Source organism: Streptomyces sp. NPDC031265, assembly GCF_055570295.1.
In genome coordinates, this window is record NZ_JBVIHM010000006.1 from 214,270 (window position 1) to 234,476 (window position 20,207).

General features: G+C 72.1%; 23 protein-coding genes and 1 pseudogene. 6 read left to right on the top strand and 18 right to left on the bottom strand.

Going from position 1 to position 20,207, the window contains the following annotated elements; translation table 11 throughout:
• Positions 1–128: 128 nt before the first annotated feature.
• Positions 129–536, bottom strand: coding sequence for a DUF3224 domain-containing protein (locus ACZ499_RS12750; protein ID WP_468674403.1), 408 nt, complete (start codon positions 534–536; stop codon positions 129–131).
• A gap of 140 nt (positions 537–676) precedes the next feature.
• On the opposite strand from ACZ499_RS12750, the gene ACZ499_RS12755 reads away from it, so the two are divergent.
• The gene (locus tag ACZ499_RS12755) at positions 677–1,126 is read left to right on the top strand and encodes a VOC family protein (RefSeq protein ID WP_468674405.1); all 450 of its coding nucleotides are present in this window, start codon (positions 677–679) and stop codon (positions 1,124–1,126) included.
• A gap of 247 nt (positions 1,127–1,373) precedes the next feature.
• Here the strand turns inward: ACZ499_RS12755 and ACZ499_RS12760 are convergent, their stop codons facing one another.
• Positions 1,374–1,727 (bottom strand): nuclear transport factor 2 family protein, encoded by a 354-nt coding sequence (locus ACZ499_RS12760; RefSeq protein WP_468674406.1) that lies wholly within the window; start codon positions 1,725–1,727, stop codon positions 1,374–1,376.
• A 143-nt stretch (positions 1,728–1,870) separates the two neighbouring features.
• Here ACZ499_RS12760 and ACZ499_RS12765 point away from each other — a divergent pair, with 143 nt between their 5' ends.
• Positions 1,871–3,403: an SDR family oxidoreductase gene (locus ACZ499_RS12765; protein ID WP_468674408.1), complete on the top strand. Its 1,533-nt coding sequence runs from the start codon at positions 1,871–1,873 to the stop codon at positions 3,401–3,403.
• Between the two features lie 11 nt (positions 3,404–3,414).
• Here ACZ499_RS12765 and ACZ499_RS12770 read toward each other — a convergent pair whose 3' ends face one another.
• The 7 genes from ACZ499_RS12770 to ACZ499_RS12800 form a co-directional block, all read right to left on the bottom strand.
• Entirely contained in the window at positions 3,415–3,969 is a 555-nt protein-coding gene (locus tag ACZ499_RS12770) for a DUF2165 domain-containing protein (protein ID WP_468404494.1), read from the bottom strand.
• A 48-nt stretch (positions 3,970–4,017) separates the two neighbouring features.
• Positions 4,018–4,509 carry a hypothetical protein gene (locus tag ACZ499_RS12775; protein ID WP_468674411.1) on the bottom strand — a complete coding sequence of 164 codons (492 nt, stop codon included), beginning with the start codon at positions 4,507–4,509 and terminating at the stop codon, positions 4,018–4,020.
• A 132-nt stretch (positions 4,510–4,641) separates the two neighbouring features.
• Positions 4,642–5,139, bottom strand: a complete 498-nt coding sequence (locus ACZ499_RS12780; RefSeq protein ID WP_468404490.1) for a peptidylprolyl isomerase — start codon at positions 5,137–5,139, stop codon at positions 4,642–4,644.
• Between the two features lie 140 nt (positions 5,140–5,279).
• Complete coding sequence (locus tag ACZ499_RS12785) at positions 5,280–5,582, bottom strand: hypothetical protein (protein ID WP_468674414.1); 303 nt, start codon at positions 5,580–5,582, stop codon at positions 5,280–5,282.
• A 69-nt stretch (positions 5,583–5,651) separates the two neighbouring features.
• Positions 5,652–7,922 (bottom strand): SEL1-like repeat protein, encoded by a 2,271-nt coding sequence (locus tag ACZ499_RS12790; protein ID WP_468674417.1) that lies wholly within the window; start codon positions 7,920–7,922, stop codon positions 5,652–5,654.
• Positions 7,922–8,572: a hypothetical protein gene (locus ACZ499_RS12795; protein WP_468674419.1), complete on the bottom strand. Its 651-nt coding sequence runs from the start codon at positions 8,570–8,572 to the stop codon at positions 7,922–7,924. Before ACZ499_RS12795 ends, ACZ499_RS12790 begins: the two co-directional genes overlap by 1 nt.
• A 107-nt stretch (positions 8,573–8,679) precedes the next feature.
• Positions 8,680–9,339 carry a hypothetical protein gene (locus ACZ499_RS12800; RefSeq protein ID WP_468674421.1) on the bottom strand — a complete coding sequence of 220 codons (660 nt, stop codon included), beginning with the start codon at positions 9,337–9,339 and terminating at the stop codon, positions 8,680–8,682.
• Between the two features lie 304 nt (positions 9,340–9,643).
• Here ACZ499_RS12800 and ACZ499_RS12805 point away from each other — a divergent pair, with 304 nt between their 5' ends.
• Entirely contained in the window at positions 9,644–10,399 is a 756-nt protein-coding gene (locus tag ACZ499_RS12805) for a S1 family peptidase (RefSeq protein WP_468674423.1), read from the top strand.
• 5 nt (positions 10,400–10,404) lie between these two features.
• On the opposite strand, the gene ACZ499_RS12810 is transcribed toward ACZ499_RS12805, so the two are convergent.
• From ACZ499_RS12810 to ACZ499_RS12830, 5 genes and pseudogenes are all read right to left on the bottom strand, one after another.
• Positions 10,405–11,043: a maleylpyruvate isomerase N-terminal domain-containing protein gene (locus tag ACZ499_RS12810; protein WP_468674425.1), complete on the bottom strand. Its 639-nt coding sequence runs from the start codon at positions 11,041–11,043 to the stop codon at positions 10,405–10,407.
• A 25-nt stretch (positions 11,044–11,068) separates the two neighbouring features.
• Positions 11,069–12,307, bottom strand: coding sequence for a cytochrome P450 (locus ACZ499_RS12815; protein WP_468674427.1), 1,239 nt, complete (start codon positions 12,305–12,307; stop codon positions 11,069–11,071).
• Positions 12,304–12,909, bottom strand: coding sequence for a cupin domain-containing protein (locus ACZ499_RS12820; protein ID WP_468404474.1), 606 nt, complete (start codon positions 12,907–12,909; stop codon positions 12,304–12,306). The genes ACZ499_RS12815 and ACZ499_RS12820 overlap by 4 nt, the downstream gene beginning before the upstream one ends.
• A gap of 35 nt (positions 12,910–12,944) precedes the next feature.
• A complete protein-coding gene (locus ACZ499_RS12825) occupies positions 12,945–14,141 on the bottom strand; it encodes a cytochrome P450 (protein ID WP_468674563.1) in 1,197 nt (398 codons plus the stop codon).
• A gap of 132 nt (positions 14,142–14,273) precedes the next feature.
• Positions 14,274–15,314, bottom strand: a pseudogene (locus ACZ499_RS12830) (type III polyketide synthase); the annotation flags it as partial.
• A 209-nt stretch (positions 15,315–15,523) separates the two neighbouring features.
• Between ACZ499_RS12830 and ACZ499_RS12835 the strand changes: the two are divergent.
• Both ACZ499_RS12835 and ACZ499_RS12840 read left to right on the top strand, forming a co-directional pair.
• Entirely contained in the window at positions 15,524–16,315 is a 792-nt protein-coding gene (locus ACZ499_RS12835; protein ID WP_468674430.1) for an SDR family NAD(P)-dependent oxidoreductase, read from the top strand.
• Positions 16,316–16,338: 23 nt separating this feature from the next.
• Positions 16,339–16,725, top strand: a complete 387-nt coding sequence (locus tag ACZ499_RS12840; protein ID WP_468674432.1) for a cupin domain-containing protein — start codon at positions 16,339–16,341, stop codon at positions 16,723–16,725.
• Positions 16,726–16,755: 30 nt separating this feature from the next.
• Here ACZ499_RS12840 and ACZ499_RS12845 read toward each other — a convergent pair whose 3' ends face one another.
• Both ACZ499_RS12845 and ACZ499_RS12850 read right to left on the bottom strand, forming a co-directional pair.
• Entirely contained in the window at positions 16,756–17,142 is a 387-nt protein-coding gene (locus ACZ499_RS12845) for a MerR family transcriptional regulator (RefSeq protein WP_468674435.1), read from the bottom strand.
• Between the two features lie 123 nt (positions 17,143–17,265).
• Positions 17,266–17,835 carry a PadR family transcriptional regulator gene (locus ACZ499_RS12850; protein ID WP_468674437.1) on the bottom strand — a complete coding sequence of 190 codons (570 nt, stop codon included), beginning with the start codon at positions 17,833–17,835 and terminating at the stop codon, positions 17,266–17,268.
• A gap of 187 nt (positions 17,836–18,022) precedes the next feature.
• On the opposite strand from ACZ499_RS12850, the gene ACZ499_RS12855 reads away from it, so the two are divergent.
• Entirely contained in the window at positions 18,023–18,760 is a 738-nt protein-coding gene (locus tag ACZ499_RS12855) for a 2OG-Fe(II) oxygenase (protein WP_468674440.1), read from the top strand.
• Positions 18,761–18,808: 48 nt separating this feature from the next.
• Here the strand turns inward: ACZ499_RS12855 and ACZ499_RS12860 are convergent, their stop codons facing one another.
• Positions 18,809–19,549, bottom strand: a complete 741-nt coding sequence (locus ACZ499_RS12860) for a VOC family protein (RefSeq protein ID WP_468674442.1) — start codon at positions 19,547–19,549, stop codon at positions 18,809–18,811.
• 299 nt (positions 19,550–19,848) lie between these two features.
• A complete protein-coding gene (locus ACZ499_RS12865) occupies positions 19,849–20,175 on the bottom strand; it encodes a plasmid stabilization protein (RefSeq protein ID WP_468674444.1) in 327 nt (108 codons plus the stop codon).
• Positions 20,176–20,207 lie beyond the last annotated feature (32 nt).

Here is a 20,207-nt window from a genome sequence, read left to right on the forward strand (position 1 = left end):
TGCCCCCGGTTGCGCCCCGAACTCCTACACGGCGGGAAAAACGGGGGGGGGGGCACGGAGGGAGGGGGGGTCCCAGGCACGCACGGTCCCGGCCACCCCCGTTCCGTCCCGTCCCCTGGAACCCGGGATCAGTCGATCTCGTACTCGAACCGGATCCGATGCGTGCCATCGGCGTCGATCGCCAGGCCGCCCGAGCCGGTGATTCCGCTCAGGGCACCCGTCCCGCTGGACGGCACGATGACGCAGAACTCGCTCTCGCGGCCCGCACCCAGCGTGGTCGCGGAGTGCGCGAAGTTGAAGGTGCCCCGCCGGCCGTGGAGCGAGCCGTCGAAGGACTCCATCGCGACGTACGTGCCGGTGGCCGCGGCCTGGTCGTACGCGGCGGTGAAGAGGGTCGAGGAGCGGCCCGTGACCTCGCCCTCGTAGTGCTTCTCCATGGTGGCGACGCCGACCGGTAGCCCGGTCTCGACGGCCGGGGTGGGGGCCAGCGCCGTGGGGGTGAACCCGGTGACCTTGAATGTGCCGGAAGCTCTCATCGCGGGATCGTAAGCCACGGTCGCGGCGACCGGCAGCCGGTCGGCTCGGGCTCCGGCTCGTGATCCCCCGGACGGGGCACGACAATGAGTGCGCCGAACCCCGTACGCCCACACGGGCGTCCGACCACTGGGAGAGCCGCATGGCAGTCCACTGGAAACTCGTCGTCGACTGTGCTCAGCCGCTGAGCCTCGCCGCGTTCTGGGCCGAGGCCCTCGGCTACGAGGTGGAGGACCACACCGTCCTCATCGAGCGCCTGGTCGCCGCGGGCGCCGTCACCGACGAGCTGTACACGGTGGTCGACGGCCGCAAGGCCTGGCGGACCCTGGCCGCCGTGCGCCACCCCGACGACCCCGTCGAGGCGGCCTCCGGCATGGGCCTCGGCCGCCGCCTGCTGTTCCAGAGCGTCCCCGAGCCCAAGCAGGTCAAGAACCGCCTCCACATGGACCTGCACTTCGGCCCCGAACACCGCGAGGCGGAGGTGAAGCGGCTGGAGGGCCTGGGTGCGAGCGTGCTCCAGGTCGTCGTCGAGCCCGGCACCAACCATGTGGTCATGGCCGACCCGGAGGGCAACGAGTTCTGCGTCCAGTAGCCCGGTTCCGTCCCGGCCGTCCGCTGGGACAATGGCACGCGTGACTTCGCGCTGCCCGCCGACGTACGCGATCTGGACCTGCGCCCCACCGGCCCGCTGCACGCACGCGTCTACCGGCCGGCCGGCGAGGTCTTCACCGTCCGGCTCACCGACGGCCGCGACGCCGGCTCGGGCGATCTGTCACCGCTGCTCGACCGTGTCCGGAGCGAGTGGGTGACCCGGCAGAGCCCGGACGCGATCCTGCGTACTATTCGTCCCAGGCCTGCACCAGGGTGTGTTCGACGATCTTCCCGTCCTTGAGCGACATCATCGAGTTTGCCAGCACCCGTACGCCGTCGGGGTACTCGCAGGACTCCGTGAAGGCGACGGTGTCGCCCTGGACCACGCACTGCTCCAGCTTGTGCGTCATCTCGCGGCCGTAGACGTCGTCGAGCATCTTGGAGATCTCGCCCTGGCCGTGCATGACCATCGGGTGGCTCGGCTGGGTGTTGCGGTCGACGACGCGGATCTCCGCGTCGTCCGCGTAGAGCGACAACAGAGCCTTCGCGTCGTGGCCCTCAATGCCGCGGCGCAGCGTCTCGGTGTCGAAGGCGATGCCCATGATGACCTCCTTCAGAAGGTCGCGGCCCGCGCCTGGTGGGCCGCGAGGGGCCTACGCTTCGAGCCTCCTCCGCCGGGACGTGAACGGCAAACCGTGTGGTGTCGTGCCGCCCGTAAGCGGTGCCCGCGGGAGATCGTTGCCCGATGGCACGGCGAGCCGCGGAGGCGGGTATGAAGAGCGACGGCACCCCGGAACTCGTCCTGGTGACCGGCGCGACCGGCTACATCGGGGGCCGGCTGGTGCCCGAGCTCCTCGACGCGGGCTACCGGGTGCGCTGTCTGGCCCGTACGCCGCGCAAGCTGCGCGACCACCCGTGGGCGGGGCGGGTGGAGACCGTGCGCGGCGATGTGACGGACGCGGAGTCGGTCGGGGCGGCGCTGCGGGGCGTGGACGTGGCGTACTACCTGGTGCACTCGCTCGGCGCCGGGCCGGGCTTCGAGAAGACCGACCGTTCGGCCGCCCGGATCTTCGCCGAGCAGGCAGCGGCGGCCGGGGTCCGGCGGATCGTCTACCTCGGCGGCCTCACACCCGTGGGCGTGCCGGAGGAGGACCTGTCCCCGCATCTGCGCTCCCGCGCCGAGGTCGGCAGGATTCTCCTCGACTCGCCCGTGCCGACGACCGTGCTGCGCGCCGCCGTCATCATCGGCTCCGGATCGGCCTCGTTCGAAATACTGCGGCATCTGACCGAGCGGCTCCCGGTGATGATCACCCCGAGCTGGCTGGGCAACCGCACCCAGCCGATCGCCGTCCGGGATGTGCTGCGGTACCTCGTCGGCAGTGCCCGGATGCCCGCCGACGTCAACCGGACGTTCGACATCGGCGGCCCCGACGCGTTCACGTACGAGCAGATGATGCACCGGTACGCGGGGGTGGCGGGGCTGTCGCACCGGCTGATCCTGAAGGTGCCGATGCTGCCGCCGCGGCTGTCGAGCCAGTGGATCGGCCTGGTCACACCCGTCCCCAGTGCGCTGGCCCGGCCGCTCGCCGAGTCGCTGCGCCATGAAGTGGTCTGCCACGAGCACGACATCGCGCGGTATGTGTCCGACCCGCCCGGCACGCCGATCGGCTTCGACGAGGCGATCGAGCTCGCCCTGCGCCGGATCAAGGAGGCCAATGTGGCCACCCGCTGGTCCTCGGCCGCGCTCCCCGGCGCCCCCAGCGACCCGCTGCCCACCGACCCCGACTGGGCGGGCGGCAGCCTCTACACCGACCGCCGCGAGCGCGTCGTGGACGCGTCGCCGGAGGCGCTGTGGCAGGTCATCGAGGGCATCGGAGGGGAGAACGGCTGGTACTCCTTCCCGCTCGCCTGGGCCGTGCGCGGCTGGCTGGACCGGCTGACCGGCGGAGTGGGACTGCGCCGGGGCCGCCGTGACGCCGCACGGCTGAGGGTGGGGGACTCGCTGGACTTCTGGCGCGTGGAGGAGATCACCCGGCCGCACCTGCTGCGCCTGCGCGCCGAGATGCGGCTGCCGGGGCTCGCCTGGCTGGAGATGTACGCGGAGCGCGAGCCCGACGGCCGCACCCGCTACCGCCAGCGCGCCCTGTTCCATCCGCACGGGCTGCTCGGGCACGCGTACTGGTGGAGCGTGTCGCCGTTCCACGCCGTGGTGTTCGGAGGAATGGCGCGGAACATCACGCGGGCGGCGGCGCGGGTGGAGGAGGGAGCGGCGGGCTGACGCCGGCCGGGTCAGACGCCGCCGCGCTCCTCGACGCCGGGAAGGTGGACGATGAGCAGGGTGAACGCGGCCAGCATGAAGTCGCGCATCGCCGCGTCGAGCCCGTTCCACGCCTTGGACTGCCACATCGCGAACCACTCGCCCCCGATGGCGATGAACCCGGCGCCGAAGAGCAGCAGCACCATCAGCAGTCCCGCCGTGCTCAGCCGCCGCGCCCGGGCGAAGCCACTGCTGCCCCGTAGCGCCCGCGCCCACACGACGCCCGCCGCGACGAGCACCAGGGCGGCGACCGTCTCCCAGGCGATGATCAGTACGTACGCGATGTCCTGGAGCGTCGTCGACCCGACGGCCCGCCACATGAGGTCCGGGTCCTTGAACGTCGTGTCCATGGCCAGGACATGGCGGACGAAGGCGCGGTTGGTGTCGAAGTCGGTGATGTTCCCGAACGCCACAAGTGCCATGTAGAGCGCGACGGTTGAGGTGAGCAGGGCGGCGGCGAGGGGCAGCACGGGGAGCGCGCCCGCCCGTCGGCGGAACGAGGACCTGGGCCGGGGCCTTGGGCTCATGCCGGACTCTCCCCGGCGGGGTGGCCGGTGAAACCCGCGGCCCGGGGATCAGGTGGTGGCGGGCCGGTCCGCGATCGCGGTGATCATGAGGTCGCCCGGCCGGACGGTGTACGCGATGTCCGCGGTGGTGCCGTCGCCCCACCTCTGGGTGACGACGACGTTCGCCCCGTCCGCACCGGAGGACGTGAACGTCCACGTTGAGGGGACGTTCGGGGCGCGGAACACCGGGTCCTGGCCGGTGTGTGCGGCCGTCCACGTGTCGAGTGCCTGGTTCAGCTCCTTGGTGAGGAACCTGGTCCGCACGTCGGCCGGGGTCGCGTCCTCGGTCGTGCCGAGGCGCGCGTTGCGGTAGGCGATGAAGAACGCCTCGACCTGGTCCTGTGCGGCGAGGGCGGGCGCGGGCGCCGCCGCGGTCACCGGGGTGGGGTCGGCGGCGACGGGCCCGGCGCCCAGAAGGCCGAGCAGCGCTGCGGCCGCCGCGATACCGGCGGCGTGGACCCGCGTACGACCGGCGGTGTGGATGCGCGTACGAATGATCATGCCGTCGAGTCAAACACCGATCACGCGGGACCGGGATCGCCCACTCGGGTGGCGCCACCGGGCGCCGAGGGGCTCACGCAGGACGTGTGCCCCTCGGACCGCCGTCGGCGGACAGCAGACGGAAGGAGACCGTCAGAGCTGGCCGGACTCGGCGATGGTGACCTTCGCCTTGGTCTTGCCGCTCTGCGAGCCGAGGCCCTCGATCTTCTTCACGAGCTTCATGCTGTCCTCGTCCGCGACCTCGCCGAAGACGACGTGCTTGCCGTCCAGCCAGCCGGTCACGATGGTGGTGATGAAGAACTGCGAGCCGTTGCTGTTCGGGCCCGCGTTGGCCATGGACAGCAGGCCCGGCCGGTCGTGCTTGAGCGTGAAGTTCTCGTCGGCGAACTTCTCGCCGTAGATGCTCTTGCCGCCGGTGCCGTTGCCCCGGGTGAAGTCGCCGCCCTGGAGCATGAACTCGGGGATCACGCGGTGGAAGGAGGAGCCGGCGAAGCCGAAGCCCTTCTCGCCCGTGGCGAGCGCGCGGAAGTTCTCCGCCGTCTTGGGAACCACGTCGTCGAACAGGTTGAAGTTGATCCGCCCGGCGGGCTCGTCGTTGATGGTGATGTCGAAGTAGACCTTGGTCGTCATGCCCCCATCCTGACATCCCGTCCGGCAAACCCGCTCTTCGGGCACCCTTTGCGAGGGTTCGCGCGCTGAATACGGGCCGGATCGTCCGCCCGGTCGGCGGCCGGGTAGGCGGCCGATTCGGTGGTCGGCGGCCGTCCGCGTCAGCCGTCGGGGTTGGCCTCCCAGCAGGTGAGCTCCATCTCGTCGAGGTACGCCTCGTGGGTCTTGCCGGTCAGATGCGCGTTCGACTCGATCCCGACCGCCGTCCACCCCGCCATGCTCATGATGAGCACCCGCAGCCCGTCGGAGCCGTACTTCGCCAGCACCGCGTCGGCCGCCCGCAGCGCCTCCTCGGGCACCCGCTCCGCGGGTTCGAGGCCGACGACCGTCCTCAGCAGGTCGATGGTGACGCGGGTGATCTCCGGTGCGATGGCCCGTAACCGCCGCTCCTCGTCCTTGTCCACACGCCCCTCCTCGCTGACGCACAGCGGAACGATAGGGCCATTCCCAGCGAGCCGGACGGACAAGCCAACTCACCGGGCAGGCGGTTGGATTGAGCCGCCCCTGTCAGCGGGCGGCAGCCCGAGCGCCCTCAGCCGCCGGTCGGCCGCATCGGCCGCCACGACCTCTCCCGCCTCCCTGTGGAGACGGGCGCAGTCCTCCAGCACCCGGCCGAACGGATGCCCGTACGCCGCCGCGTCCTGGCCGTGCAGCCGCTCGTAGGCGTCGACCGCCAGCGCGCAGGCCGCGAGCGCGTCCGTGTTGTCGGGGCGCGTCCCGTCGTAGAGCCCACCCGCGAGGCGGTGCAGCGCGTCCGCCGCCGTGCGCAGCCGCTCCACCGGGGTCCGCTCGTCCTCGACGGCGATCCGCAGCCAGTGCAGACAGCCGTCGAGGTCGTCGTGGTCGTTCATGGCCACCTGCGCGATCCGCAGCACCGCCTCGATATGACCGGCCCGCGCGGCGGCGGTCCACCAGCGCTCGGCCCCCGACCGGTCGCCCTTCTCGTCCAGGAGGCAGGCCAGTTGGTACGCGGAGAGCGCCTCGCCCGAGTCGGCGGCGGCGCCGAGTGTGTAGCTGAACCCATCCTGGGTGATCCGGGAGCCGGTGAACTCCTCAGGGTCGCCGAGCCGCCCGGCGGCCAGCCGCCACCAGTGCTCGGCCTCGTCGGTGCGGCCGGCCCGGGCCAGGAGCACGCCGAAGTAGTAGGCGCCCCGACTGTTGCCCCGCTCGGCGGACTCGCGCCACCAGCGCTCGGCCTCCTTCAGGTCCCCGGCCTCGTGCCGCAGGAAGCCGAGGTGGACGGCGGCCTCCGTGTTGCCCTCCCGGGCCGCGCGGGCCCACAGCTCCTCCGCCTCGGCGGTGCGCCCCTGCCGGTTGAGCAGGACCGCGAGGTTCTGTGCCGCGTTGGGCTGCCCGTTGTCGGCGGCGAGCCTCCACAGCGTCTCGGCCTGGGCGGTGTCGCCCCGTCCGGCGAGGAGCGCGCCGAGCCCGTCGGCCGCCGTCCAGTCGCCCTCGTCCATGGCCCGCCGGTACCACCGCTCGGCCTCGTCCGCCTCGCCGCGCTGGAGCGCCAGCATGCCCAGGTTGTTGAAGGACACCGCGACGCGGCGCTCGGCCGCGAGGCCGTACCAGTGCTCCGCGCCCGCGAGGTCGCCCTGTTCGTGCAGCAACTGGCCCAACGCGAAGGCGGCTTGGCCGCTGCCCGCCCCGGCCGCCGCCCGGTAGGCGTCCGCCGCCTCGCGCATCCGGCCCGCCGCCCGGTGCCGGTCGCCCGCCTCGCGTCGGCGCAGGCTCTCGCTGGGCTCCGGATCCGGGGCGGGGCGCGCGGGGCCGCGCATGACGCCGGCGCCGTCGGCCGCGATATGGGCGGCGATCTCGAACCGCTGCTTCGAAGGGTCCTGTCCGGGCTCGGCCTCCGGGGCGGACGGGTCCCAGTGGTCCGGGAAGAGTTCGTGCGCGGGCGTGCTGGTACGGCCGCCGCCCGGGCGGTAGACCGACATACCGGTCGTGGCGGTGACGGTCAGGTCCCAGCTCGGGGTGTGGGTACGGCCGCCGCACGCGATCTCGGCCTCCAGCCGCCAGTGCACCCAGGCGCCGGACTCGGTGACGGGGGCCAGAATCAGGGTGGCGCTCTCGCCCCCGGGGACGGTCAGCGGGAGCGACGGCGTGTCCTCGCCGACGGGGCGCACGGCCGCCGGGCCGTCGTCGAGCCGGACCTCGAAGTCCGGCCGCTTCAGCGGCTCGAACGCCTCCACCGAACGCTGGATCGACTCCAGCAGGTCGGGGCTGTACACCATGTCCGGCACCCGGCGGTGGGCCATGCTGATGCCGTCCGCGACGATCGAGGCGTGCTGGGTGGCCCGAGCCTCCAGCCGTACGAGAGTGACGTCGGACGGCCCGTCGGCGGTCAGCGAGATCACCAGGTTGTGGCCGGTGAGCGGGATGTGCACGGCCTCGGAGCCGGTCCCCGAACCGGGCGGTCCGATCAGCGCGAGATGGCTGCGCGTCGTCACCTTCAGGGTGTACGGCACGTCGTCGGGAAGCCCGTTCGTGAGCACCGCACGGACGGGCCGCTGCATCGCGTACATCGCCGAGCCGCTCTCGTCGGGGGCGGGCGCGGCGGGGCGCTTCGGGGGCGCGGTGGTCCGCCGCAGGGTCAGCGCCCCCGAGGCGACGGACACCGCGACGACGGCCGCCCACGCGAGCCAGGCGTGGGTTCCGCCCGTGAGCAGGACCGCCCCGCCCAGGACGAGCGGGAGGAGGGTGGTGAGGGCCGCGCCGCGCAGCGCGGGTGCCGACGCCATCAGACGGCCGGACGGGCGTGGCGGGCGGCGGTCCGGAACGGGCGGCCGCCGAGGTCCACCCGGACGCTCCCGGTCCGGCCCCCGGAGGACCAGTCGAGCCACAGCACCCACTCGACGTCCCCGGCCTCGGTCCTGACCTCCAGGTCCAGCACCTCCACCTCGTCCTGGCCGACTTGGTAGGGGAAGTCGCTGGTGGAAAGAGGGCGTACGCGCGGCGGCCGTGCGTCGAGCAGTACCTCGAACCGCCGCAGCGGGACCTCCGCCGCGTGCCGGGAGAGGTCCCCGGAGCGGTCCGTCCGCGCGATCACCTCGACCCGCAGGTCCGTCAGCACCACGGGAAGGGGCCCGGCCCCGGTCGCGACCAGCCGGACCGTGTGGCCGCTCGCCGGGATCTCGACGGTCCGGCCACCGTCGTCGAGGACCACGAGGTCCTGGTTCCTGATCCGCGTCGAGACGAGGACAGGGATCGTGGTGACGGAGTCCTGCCGGTCCCTGCGCCGCGCCAGACGGTCGCTGAACTGCCGGGGCAGGTCCTGGCTCAGATACGCGGCGGCCGCCGCGGCCGCCACTCCGCCGGACCACGACAGGGCTCCGCCAGGGGCCCAGAGCAGGACCGCGCCCACCGCGGCCGCGCCCGTGCCACCGATCATCCAGGCACGACCGCGCGCCCCACGTATCGCCATCGCACCCCGTCCCGGACCGTCCATACGGATTCGCCCGCACAAGGTATCCGTGGAACGGACGACTTGTCAGACATTCAGTGATTCAACTCGGCCTTGACGTCGGCGACTTGGGGGCCGGAGTCCTCGGCGGGCATGCTCCAGCGGTCGGAGGAGTCCGTTCCGTCGGTGTAGATGAGCTTTCCGCCCCTGGCCTGGGCGGGGGTGAGGTCGAAGACCTTGGCACGCAGCTGGTGGGCGCCGGGCTCGATGGCGCCGGAGTGCTGGTACTTGCCGAGGGCGACCCGCGCGGCGTTGCCCGCGCCCTCCGCGACCAGCCTGCCGTTCGGCGCGATCCAGTGCCAGCCGCCGCCCTGGGCGAGCGCGGTCTCGGCGGCCGGGTTGGCGCTGAGCGACTTCTCGGCCATGGTCACGACGGCGAACGTGCCGTACTTCGACGTCTGCCCGCCCGCGCCCTTGAGGTACACGACGGTCATCGGCGTGATCTCCAGGATGCCCGCGGTGTTGGCGCCCACCGTCCGCGACGGCTCGCCCAGGGCCTGCGCGACCGCGCCGGAGGAGGGGTCGCTACCGGCGTCGCCGGGCGCATCGGTGGGCGCGGTCGTGGGCGGCTGGGTGCCGGGCGGCTGAGTGGTGGGCGCCTGGCCGGACGGCGAGTCGGCGCCGGAGTCGTTCTGGCAGGCCGTCAGGGAGAGGCAGGCGACGGCGGTAGCGGCGGCGAGCAGGGTCTTGCGCATGGATTCCCCCCCGGAGGTCTGGTACGCACAGTGAACGTACCGTCACACGCCGGATGTCAGGGGCGCGGTCACCGAACCGGGACGAAGGGGGACCGAGCCGGTGAAGAAGTCCGCGCGGGCGGGGCCTGCGGTCCGCATCCCAGCTCCGCGTTCCAGGAACCGGCGTTCGTGCAGGTCAGGGCGGTGGGAACGTTCCAGCGTCCCCCACTCGCCGTGGGAGCTGGCAGGTGGGACGGGTGGGCGGCGAGTGTGTGGCCGCGGGGTCGGTCGGCCCCGCTTCCTCTCTGACGGATGCGAGAACACGATGTTGAAGAAGACGAGCCGGGCCGTTGTGGGTGCGGTCGTGGCCGCCGCCGGGCTGGTGGCGGCGGGCGCCGTTCCGGCCTCCGCCGTGCACGGAGGGAAGACCGTGAGCGGTACGCCTTCGTTCGCGGTGGTTCTGGAGAACCCCGACGGGTCGCAGTGGTGCGGCGGCACGCTGATCGCCCCGGACAAGGTCCTGACCGCGGGGCACTGCCTGATGAACGCGGCGGAACCCAAGTCGCTGCTCGTGGTCGGCGGCCGGTCCGGCCTGTCCTCCACGGGCGGACAGGTGCGCCACATCGCCAAGTTCAAGGTCGCGCCCGATTTCAACTGGAGCCTGGATCACGACGCGGCCGTCATCACCCTGGACAAGCCGCTCCCGTACAAGCCGCTGCCGCTCGCGAGGAAGACGGACACAGCGCTGTACCGCAACGGCCGTACGGCCACCGTGTACGGGTGGGGCATGACCGGCCCCGGTGTCCTCGGCACCAAGCTCAAGCAGGCCACGCTCACGCTCGCCCCGCAGGACTCCTGCGCCCCGTTCACCGACCCCGGTGACACCCGCGACCTCCGGGTCTGCGGTCTGCCGCGCACCGGCACCGCCGACAGCATCTGCTCGGGGGACTCGGGCGGCCCGCTGGTCGCGGACGGCAAGCTGATCGGCATCGTCTCGACCGGCAACAAGTACTGCGACACCCAGTACCCGCTCTCCGTGTTCACCAAGGTCAGCACGGTGGCCCCGGAGCTCGGACTGTAGGGGCCTCAGAACGCGGCGATCGTGCGGGGCGCCCGCTCCGCGCGGCTGAACGCCCGTAGCACCGCGGTGGGGCCGTGGCGGCGCACGGCCAGGCGCGAGAGCAGATCGACGACGGTCTCGACGGCGCTCGGCGCGAGCCGCGGCGGGGCGATGCCCGCGCTCACCGCCAAGTCGTCGCCGTGCACCGCGATCTCCATCATCCGGGTGGTCAGGAAGTCGTCGAGCAGCAGCGACCACGGGCCCCAGAGCGGAATGCGGACCGGCCGGTTCCCCGCAGAGGCCAGCGTGTCCGTGAGTTCGGTGACGGCCGCCTCCACCCGGTCCGCCAGCGCCGCAGGCCCGTCGGCGCCCGTGCTCTCGCCGCCCTGCCGGATCCGTACGCTGATCTCGTCGTCGAGACCCGCCCCGATCCACTCCACCCGCTCGTAGTGCCCGAGCAGGGGGACCGTGGGCTCGGGCGGTACGGGTGCGGCCAGCGCGGGCGGGATCGACAGGACCTGGTAGGCGAGATGGCCCGCCAGTCCGCCCACGCTGAACTCCGCGAGCGCGCTCGGCCCCGGCCACGCGGCGGCGACCGCGGGGTCGCGCAGCAGATCCGGGACCGAGCCTGCCAGGGCGAGGAAGTCGTGCCGGAGGGAGGTCATCCCGGTACGATCCCGCCCCCGGCCCTCACCAGGCAAGCGGCAGCGTCTCCGGGCCCCGGTTGATCGAGCCCCGGCGCCACCGCACCTGCTCCGGTGCGATCGCGAGCCGCAGGTCCGGGGCCATGCGCAGCAGCGTGGACAGGATCACCTCCGACTCCATCCGGGTCACCGCCGCCCCGAGGCAGTAGTGCGCGCCGTGCCCGAAGGCGAGGTTGGGGGACTCGTCGCGGGTCAGCTCGAAGCGGTCCGGGTCGGTGAAGACCTCCGGGTCGCGGTTGGCGGCCAGATAGGAGACGTACACGGCCTCCCCGGCACGGATGAGCACATCGCCCACCGGCACGTCCTCGGTGGCGATCCGGGGCAGCCCCACACCGTTGCGCTGCGGGATGAACCGCAGCAACTCCTCGATGGCGGTGGGCAGCAGCCCCGGGTCCGCCCGCAGCCGCGCGAGCTGCTCGGGGTGCGTGAGCAGCGTGTACACCATCGTGGAGCACTGGTTGCGGACCTGGTCGAGGGCGTTGAGGACGATCATCACGGCCAGCGAGATCAGCTCGGGACGGCTGAGCGCGCCCTCGGCCTGCGCCAGGGACAGCTCGCTGAAGAGGTCGTCGCCCGGGTGATCGAGGCGGTGGTCCGCGAGCGTCCTGAAGTACCCGGCGATCTCGGCCTTGACCGCGTTGCTCTCCTCCAGGGAGTGGTCGCTGGAGAGGATGACGCCCCGCCAGGCCTGGAGCCGGCCGAGGTCGGACTCCGGCACACCGAGCAGCTTCCCGATCACCTGCTCCGGCATCGGGCCGGTCACCCACTCGGTGAGGTCGGCGGGCGGCCCCTGCGCCAGCATCTCCCCGACCAGCCGCTCCGCGATCGCCTCCGCCTCCACCCTGAGCACCGCGACCCGCTTGCGGTTGAAGGTCTGCGCGAGGAGCCGCCGGAGCCGGGTGTGGTCGGGCGGGTCGGTGCGGCCGATGCCTCCGGCGGGGGCCACGACGTGCGGGGTCATGCTGGTCACCGGCCGGTCGACGGTCAGCGCCCGGCTGAACCGCGCGTCCGAGGTGACCTCCTTGATGTCCTGGTACCGGGTCACCAGCCAGGCGTGCCCGTCCCCGAACCGCATCCGCACCAGCGCGACCGGCTCCTCGCGCAGCAGCCGGTGCAGCAGCGGGTCGAACTCCAGCGCGTCCAGGTGCTCCACCGGCCAGAAGTGCTCGGTGGCCTCGCCGGAGGTGCGCCGGCGCAGCTCGTCGATACGTACGTCCTCGCTCATGACGTCACCCGCGCATTCGCCACCGGGGCCTGCGCGTCCGCCGTCGGGGCCTGTACGGGAGGCGAGTGCCGCAGCGGGGTCAGCTGCTCGATGTCGTACCGGACGCGCAGCTCCTGCACGGCCGCCGGGTCGATCCCGCCCCCGCTGTTGAGCAGTTCGAGCAGCTCCTCGAAGTACCGCTCGTGGTCCGGGGGAGGGGCGGCCTGGAACAGCATCCTGGCGGGGCGGCCGGTAGGGTTCGCGAAGGCGTGCGGGCAGCCGGGCGGCACCAGGATCATCGTCCCCGCCGTCGCCCGCAGGTGGCGCTGACCGGAGGGCGACTCCCACTCCCGCCAGTCGTCGAGGGTGCGCACCTTCGGCTCGAAGGCCATCACGTCCAGCTCGCCCTCCAGGAGGTAGAACAGCTCCTCGCTGCGGCTGTGGGCGTGCGCGCCGACGTCGAAGCCCGGCGGCACCACCACCTCGAAGGTGGAGGCGACGGTCGAGTGCGCGCCGGTGACCTTGAAGGTCACCTGCTGGGCGGCGGTCCTGAGGGTCCGGCCGCCGCCGGGCGGGATCACCAGACCGTCGGTCGGGCGGGTGTACGGGTCGAGGTCGTCCACGGCTCTCTCCTCTCGGTACGGGTCCTGACGCCCCGTCACCACTGCACCGGCAGTTCCCTGGGCCCGCGGATCAGCGCCCCGCGCTCCCACACCAGCTCCTCCTCCGGCACGGCGAGCCGCAGGCCGGGGAAGCGGTCCCACAGCGAGCGCAGCAGGATCTCGGACTCCATCCGGGCCAGCGTGGCGCCGGGGCAGTAGTGCGGGCCGTGCCCGAAGGCGACATGCGGGTTGTGGGTCCGGTCGAAGTCGAGCTGCTCCGGATCGGCGAAGACCTGCGGGTCGCGGTTGGCCGTCAGATACGAGACGTAGACGGGGTCGCCCGCCGGGATCAGCACCCCGCCCACCTCGACGTCCTCAAGGGCGATCCGTGACAGGCCCACGGCGTTGCGGTGCGGGATGTAGCGCAGCAGCTCCTCCACGGCCTGCGGGAGGAGCTCCGGCTCGGCGCGCAGCCGGGCCAGGTGCCCGGGCCGGGTGAGCAGCGCGAACACCATGTTCGCGCTGTTGTTGCGCACCGCGTGCGCGCCGCCGATCTGGATCAGCACGGCGAGCCCGACGGCCTCGTCCTGGTCCAGCACCTCGTTCTCCAGGGCGCCCGCCAGCACACCCGCCAGATCCTCCTCGGGCTCCGCCCTGCGCCGCTCGATGAGATCGCGGAAGTACTCGGCCATCTCCGCCTTGGCCTGTTCGCTGGCCTCGCGGCCGCGCGCGGCGGAGATGATGGTGTCCGACCAGTGCGCCATCCTGGACTGGTCCTCGTCCGGCACCCCCATCAGCGCGCACACCATGGCGAGCGGGAAGGGCCGGTTGAGGTGGGCCATGAGATCGAGCGGCCCGCCCTGGCCCTCCATCCGGTCGAGGAGGCGGTCCGCCACCCGCTGGGCGTGTTCGTGGAGCCGGCGCATCGACCGGGCGGTGAAGGCGCTGGCGACCACGCGCCGCATCCGGGTGTGGTCCGGCGGGTCGGCGAACCCGACGGCCCCGTCCATCGGGATGAAGTGCGGGGCCAGCCTGGTGACCTGGCGTCCCATCACGGCCTGACGGCTGAAGCGGGGGTCGACGGAGACGAACCGCACGTCGTCGTAGCGGGTCGCCAGCCAGGCGTGGCCCTCGCCGTTGGGCAGCTTCACCCGGGCGACCGGCTCCTCGTGCAGCAGCCGCGCGAGCAGCGGGTCGAAGGCGAGGCCGGGGAGGTCCGGCGGCGCCCAGAAGTGGATCTGCGGTTCGGCCATGGCGTTCTCGCCTCCTGGCTGGGGGGTGCGGGGGCAGGCGGCCGCGTCGGGCACGACGACCGTCTTCGGTACGACCACCTTCGGCACGGCCGATTCCTTCGGCGCTGTGCGCTTCTTCGGTACGGCCGGGACGGTCCAGTGCCCAAGGGCCACCTCGGCGGTGATGCCCGGGCCGAACCCGGCGATCAGGCCCTTGGCCTGGTGCTCCACACCGCCCTCGTCGAACAGCCGCCCGAGCGCGTCGAGGACGACTGCGCTGGCGATGTTCCCGTACTCGGTGAGCGTGGCGCGGCTGAACCGGAACGCCTCCGGCGGTACGCCGAGGTACTTGCAGAGGTCGTCCAGGATGCGCGGTCCGCCCGCGTGGACGATGTAGAAGTCCAGGTTGGAGGCGTTCCAGCCATGCTGGTCGGCGAGCCGGCTGAGGACGGGTGCCAGCGCTTCCATCGTGCCCGGGACCCGCTTGTCGAGCAGGAAGTGGAATCCGGTCTCGCGCACCGCGTACGCGATCCAGTCCTCGGTCCCCGGTACGAGGTACGAGCCGTTGCGCTCCAGCCGGATCCCGGTGCCGCCCGAGCCCCGGACGACGGCGGCGGCCACGGCGTCGCCGAACAGCCCGTTGGACAGCAGCGTGCCGACGCCCAGGTCGGTCGGCTGATAGCTCAGCGAGCAGAACTCGCAGGCCACGATCAGGACGTTGGCCTCGGGATAGGCGGTGCAGAAGTCGTGCGCGCGGTTGATCGCGCTGCCGCCCGCCGCGCAGCCGAGCTGGGCGATCGGGACCTGGCGGGTCTCTGGCCGAAAACCCATGCTGTTGATCAACCAGGCCGTCAGGGACGGCATCATGAACCCCGTGCACGACACATAGACGATCAGATCGATGTCGCGCGGCGACAGCTCGGCGGTCTCCAGCGCCTGCCGCACCACCTGTGGCACCCGTGCCTTGGCCTCCGCCTCGTACAGCTTGTTCCGCACCTCGAAGCCCGGGTGTCGCAGGGTGTCCTCAAGTGGCTGGACGATGTGCCGTTTGGCCACTCCGGTGTTCTCGATCAGGCGTAGCGCGAGCGCGAGCTGGGGATGGTCGGCGTGAACGGTGCGCACCAGGTCGAGAGTCTGCTCTGACGTGATCACGTGCTCGGGCACGGCGACGGCAGGTCGGCACAAGACAGCCATGGGCGGAACATCCTGAGGGGGTAGACGGCGCCCGGTCCCGTGAACGGGGACGGGCGGGCTGCCGGACAGCCGTATTGGATCATTCCAGACCCATGGGTGAATGCTTCTCAGGTCCATCTGAAAGTACACAAAAGTGTCATTCGAGTGGCGGGTGTGACGCAGGACTGCCAGGGGGCGGGGCGTACGAGGCCATACGAAGGGGAGTGGGCATGCCGTCGGCGTTACTGGACGGTCGGGTGGCTCTGGTCACGGGTGCGAGCCGGGGGATCGGCGCCGCCGTGGCCCGGGCGCTGGGGGCGCACGGGGCGGCCGTGGCCGTGAACTACCTGCGCAGCGCCGATGCGGCCGCGGGCGTGGTCGCCGACGTCGAGCAGTCCGGCGGCCGGGCCGTGGCGGTGGCGGGGGACATGAGCGACCTGGAACAGGTACGGGCCGTGGTGGCGGCGAGCACGGCGGCGCTGGGCGCGCCGGACGTCCTGGTCTGCAACGTCATGCTCGGCACCGAATACGTCGCCGCGAGGGCGGGGGCGGCCGGGAGCTTCATCGACACCCCGGAGGGCATCGCCTCGGTCCGGGACGCGGTCGCCTCCCAACTGGACGCGACGCTCGCCTGCTGCCACGCCGTCGTCCCCGCGATGCGGCGCCACGGCGGCGGCTCGATCGTCCTGATCGGCGCCTCCGCCACGCACAACCCCCATCCCGTACCCGTCGAGATCACCGCGGCCAAGAGCGCCCAGGACGCGATCGGCCGGGCGCTGGCGCGGGAGTTGGCCCCCGACAACATCCGCGTGAACACGGTCGCCCCCGGCTTCGTCCCCACCGACGCCAACGCCGGCCCGGGCCGGGCGGCCCTGATCGCCCACGTCGCCGCCGGCACACCGCTGCCCGAGCCGATCCGGGCGGAGGACGTGGCCGACGCGGTGGTGGTGCTGGTCAGCGACCTGTCGAGGAAGGTCACGGGCACGTTCCTGCCCCTGGACGGCGGCCGCACGCTCATCTGAGGCGGCGGGTAGGGTTCGACACCATGAACGACGGCGTGGACGCCTTTCCCGCCCACGGGGTGTACGTGGGCAACGCGGGCAAGGACGCCGCGCTCGACCGGGGTTGGCTGCTCGGGCACTTCAAGGACGCCGGGGATCCGCGGCACAGCGAGGCCGTGGAGATCAAGTGGGGCGTCCACCCCCGTGGCGACGAGCGGGCGCAGTGGGTAACCGGCGAGGAGCGCACGGCGCTGCTCGTCCTGATCAGCGGCCGCTTCCGGGTGGAACTTCCGGGCCGCACCGTGACGTTGGCGGAGCAGGGCGACTACGTCGTGTGGGGCAAGGGGGTGGACCACTCCTGGCACGCGGAGGAGGAGTCCGTCGTACTGACCGTCCGCTGGCCCTCGGTGCCGGGTCACCAGGTCGGCTAGCCGAAGCCGACCAGATCCGCAGGACAGACCCTAGACGTGCTCGGCTTCGGGCGTGCCGGTCCTGGGGCGTACCGCGTCGAGGTACTCGGCCACCGCGTCCCTGTTGCGGGTCAGACACTTGATGCGTGCGGTCATGCGGTCGCGCTGGAGCTCCAGGGTGGTGATCATCTCCGGCGTCGCGTCGGAGAAGTGGATGACCCGGGGTTTGTCCAGGCACGGCAGGATCTGCTTGATGATCCTGGTGGGAAGACCGGCGTCGAGCAGCCCTCTGATCTGCATGACCCGGTCCACGTAGGACTCGTCGTACTCGCGATAGCCGTTCGGCGTGCGCTCGGCGAGGATCAGTTCCTGCTCCTCGTAGTACCGCAGTAGCCGGCGCGGCGTGCCGGTGCGCTCCGACAGCTCTCCGATCCGCATTCCGTCGCCTCCAGATCCTGTGCGACCCCGTCGCGTCGAGACCATCACATGGATGTCACGGTTCGAGCATACGCCCACGTCAGACGGCATCCGATGGGGCGGCGCCGGTCATCGGCCATACGTTCAAGACCGCTTGGCCACGGACGCGCGCTGGTCCAGGACCGCGAGTACTCGCTCCGCCCAGCGGATGTTCTCCTCCTCGAACGCGCGGCCCCTCATCAGGGTCAGATAGGGACCGACGCGTTCGGCGCGGGCCAGGTACTCGTCCTCGGTGCGCCCGTCGAGCAGGCGGTGCCGCAGCCTCTCGTAGCGGGCCAGCTTGGCCCGGGCCCACTCCAGCCGCTCCGCGACCGCGCCCCGTACGGCTTCGGTGTCGCCCGCGTCCACGGCCTGCACCTTGACCAGGAGCTCGTCGCGGATCGCGCTGGGGCGCGCAGACTCGGCGGTGAAGGAGCGCAGGGCCGCGTAGCCCGCGTCGGTGAGGGAGAACAGACGCTTGTTGGGCCTGCGTTCCTGATGCACGAGCCGCGCCTCGACCAGGCCCTCGGACTCCATCCGCTCCAGCTCCCGGTAGAGCTGCTGCGGGGTCGCCATCCAGAAGTTGGCGACGGACGCGTCGAACCCCTTGGCCAGGTCGTACCCGGAAGCCTCGCCCTCCAGGAGCGCGGCGAGAACGGCGTTGCGCAGTGCCATCGCGCCAAGCTATCACTTTCTTCACTAGTCAATTAGGTGAGTAATCGACGTGTTTGAGACCGGTCGAGATCGAGTGATGCGGGGACGGGGGCGCTCGTCGCGGCCTTGCCGCGTGCCCCGGACGCGGCCGCACCGTGGCGTCCGAATCCCGCCGGTAGCCCCTGTCGCGAAGCGCCACCCTCGCCCTATGAACACGAACAACGCCACGCACCTGGCGGGCCGCCCGGCCGACCGTGTCGCGGCGGTGGCCTGGCCCGCGCTGGCCGAGGAGCTCGACGAGCACGGCAGCGCGCCCACCGGCCCGCTGCTCACCCCGGACGAGTGCCACCAGCTCGCCGCGCTGTACGACGAGGGCGAGCACTTCCGTACGACCGTCGACATGGCCCGGCACCGCTTCGGCTCCGGCCAGTACCGCTACTTCACCCACGACCTGCCCGACGTCGTCGCCGACCTGCGCGCCGCGTTCTATCCACGGCTGCTGCCCATCGCGCGCGAGTGGGCAGCGAAGCTGGGGCGTCCGGCGCCGTGGCCCGACGCGCTGGGGGAGTGGCTGCGGATGTGCCACGAGGCCGGGCAGGCCAAGTCCGCCCAGATCCTGCTGCGTTACGGGCCCGGCGACTGGAACGCCCTGCACCGCGACGTGTTCGGCGAGGCCGTCTTCCCGCTCCAGGTCGTCATCGGCCTGAACGCGCCCGGAACCGACTTCACCGGCGGGGAGTTCCTCATGACCGAGCAGCGGCCCCGCGCGCAGTCGAGGGGGTCGGCCGCCACCCTGCGGCAGGGCCACGGGCTCGTCTTCACCACGCGCGACCGGCCGGTGCGCTCACAGCGAGGCTGGTCGGCGGGCCCCATGCGGCACGGGGTGAGCACGGTCCGCTCCGGGCGACGGCACACCCTGGGGCTCGTCTTCCACGATGCGCAGTGATGCCGGTGATCCCGGCGCTTGCCGTACCCAGGCTGCCTGGGCGCACGGTCACGTCTTCTGTCGCGCCACCGCGCGCGTGTTGATGGTGAACGTGGCGCCGTCGGGGTCGCGGATGGTCGCCCAGGGGCCGTTGGCGGCCGTGCCCTGGGCGATGACCATGCCGCCGTGGGCGCGGGCGGTAGCCGTCTTGGCGGGGACGTCCGTGGTGACGAAGTGGACCTCCCAGTGCGGCCGGATGGTGGGGTCCGGTGCGGCTTCCAGGGCGCCGGAGCTCAGGCGCGCCACGATGTGGCCGCCGTGCCGCAGGACGACCTCCTCGGCCTCGTACTGGACGTCGCAGCAGCCCGGCCGTTCGTCCGCCCAGTCGAGGACCTCGCCGTAGAAGATCGCTGCTTCGAAGGCGCTGCGGGTGCGCAGTCGCAGCCAGGCCGGCTCGCGGTCGCGCCAGGACTCCCAGTCGTCGACGAGTTTGCCCTGCCAGATGCCGAAGACCGCGCCGTCCCGGTCGGCGGCGAGCGCGCCGCGCCCCGTCTGGAACGCGACCGGGCCCACGGCGACCGTGGCGCTCCGCTCGCGGATGCGTGAGGCGGTCGCGTCGGCGTCCTCGACGGCGAAGTACGGCGTCCAGGCCACGGCCACCTGGAGCGCGGGCGCCAGGGCTCCTATCCCGGCCACGGGCTCGCCCTCGTCGAGCGCCACCCGGAACTGTTCGCCGAGCCGCCCGGTGCGGAACGTCCAGCCGAAGACGGCCCCGTAGAAGTCGAGGGCGGGCTGCAGCTCGCGCGCCATGAGGCTCACCCAGCACGGTGCCCCGAGCACCGCCGCACTCGACGAGGCCTTGCAATCCGGGACCGTGGTTGTCCTGTCCATCGCTGATGCCGATCGCTAGCGCTTGGCGGCTTCCTGCGTCACCATTTTCCCGCAAAACGGGCACCCTGCACCCAGCCGCTTTGGTGGGGGTGTCGTTACGCAGTGTAGTGGCTACGCTGCGTATGGCGCCGCTTACCGTATCGGAGGTCCGTATCGGCGGCCGTATCCGGCCGCCCCGGAGGGGGCCTGGGCCGTCCTCCGCCGTCCCGCCCGACGGCTCACTTGCCGTCGAGGGCCCGCTTGAGCTGGGCCTTGTTCATGTCGGAGCGGCCGTGGATGCTGCGGCGCCGGGCTTCGGAGTAGAGCTGGTCGTACGTCGGCCCCTGGGAGCCGCCGTGCGAGCGCTGGCCGCCGCGCTGGGAGGACGACATGTCCTGCGTGGAGCTCTTGCCGGCGGTCTTCGACTCACCGGAGCGCGCACGCTCCTTGTTGACCGTGCGGGCGGCGATCTCCTTCGCCCGCTTCGTGCTCTCGCCGCGCTCTTCGGCGCTCTCCTTGATGTGCTCGTACTGGCGTTCCCGCTTCGGGCTGGATCCACGGGGCATGACGACTCCCTGGGTCTTTCGTGTTTCTGTGT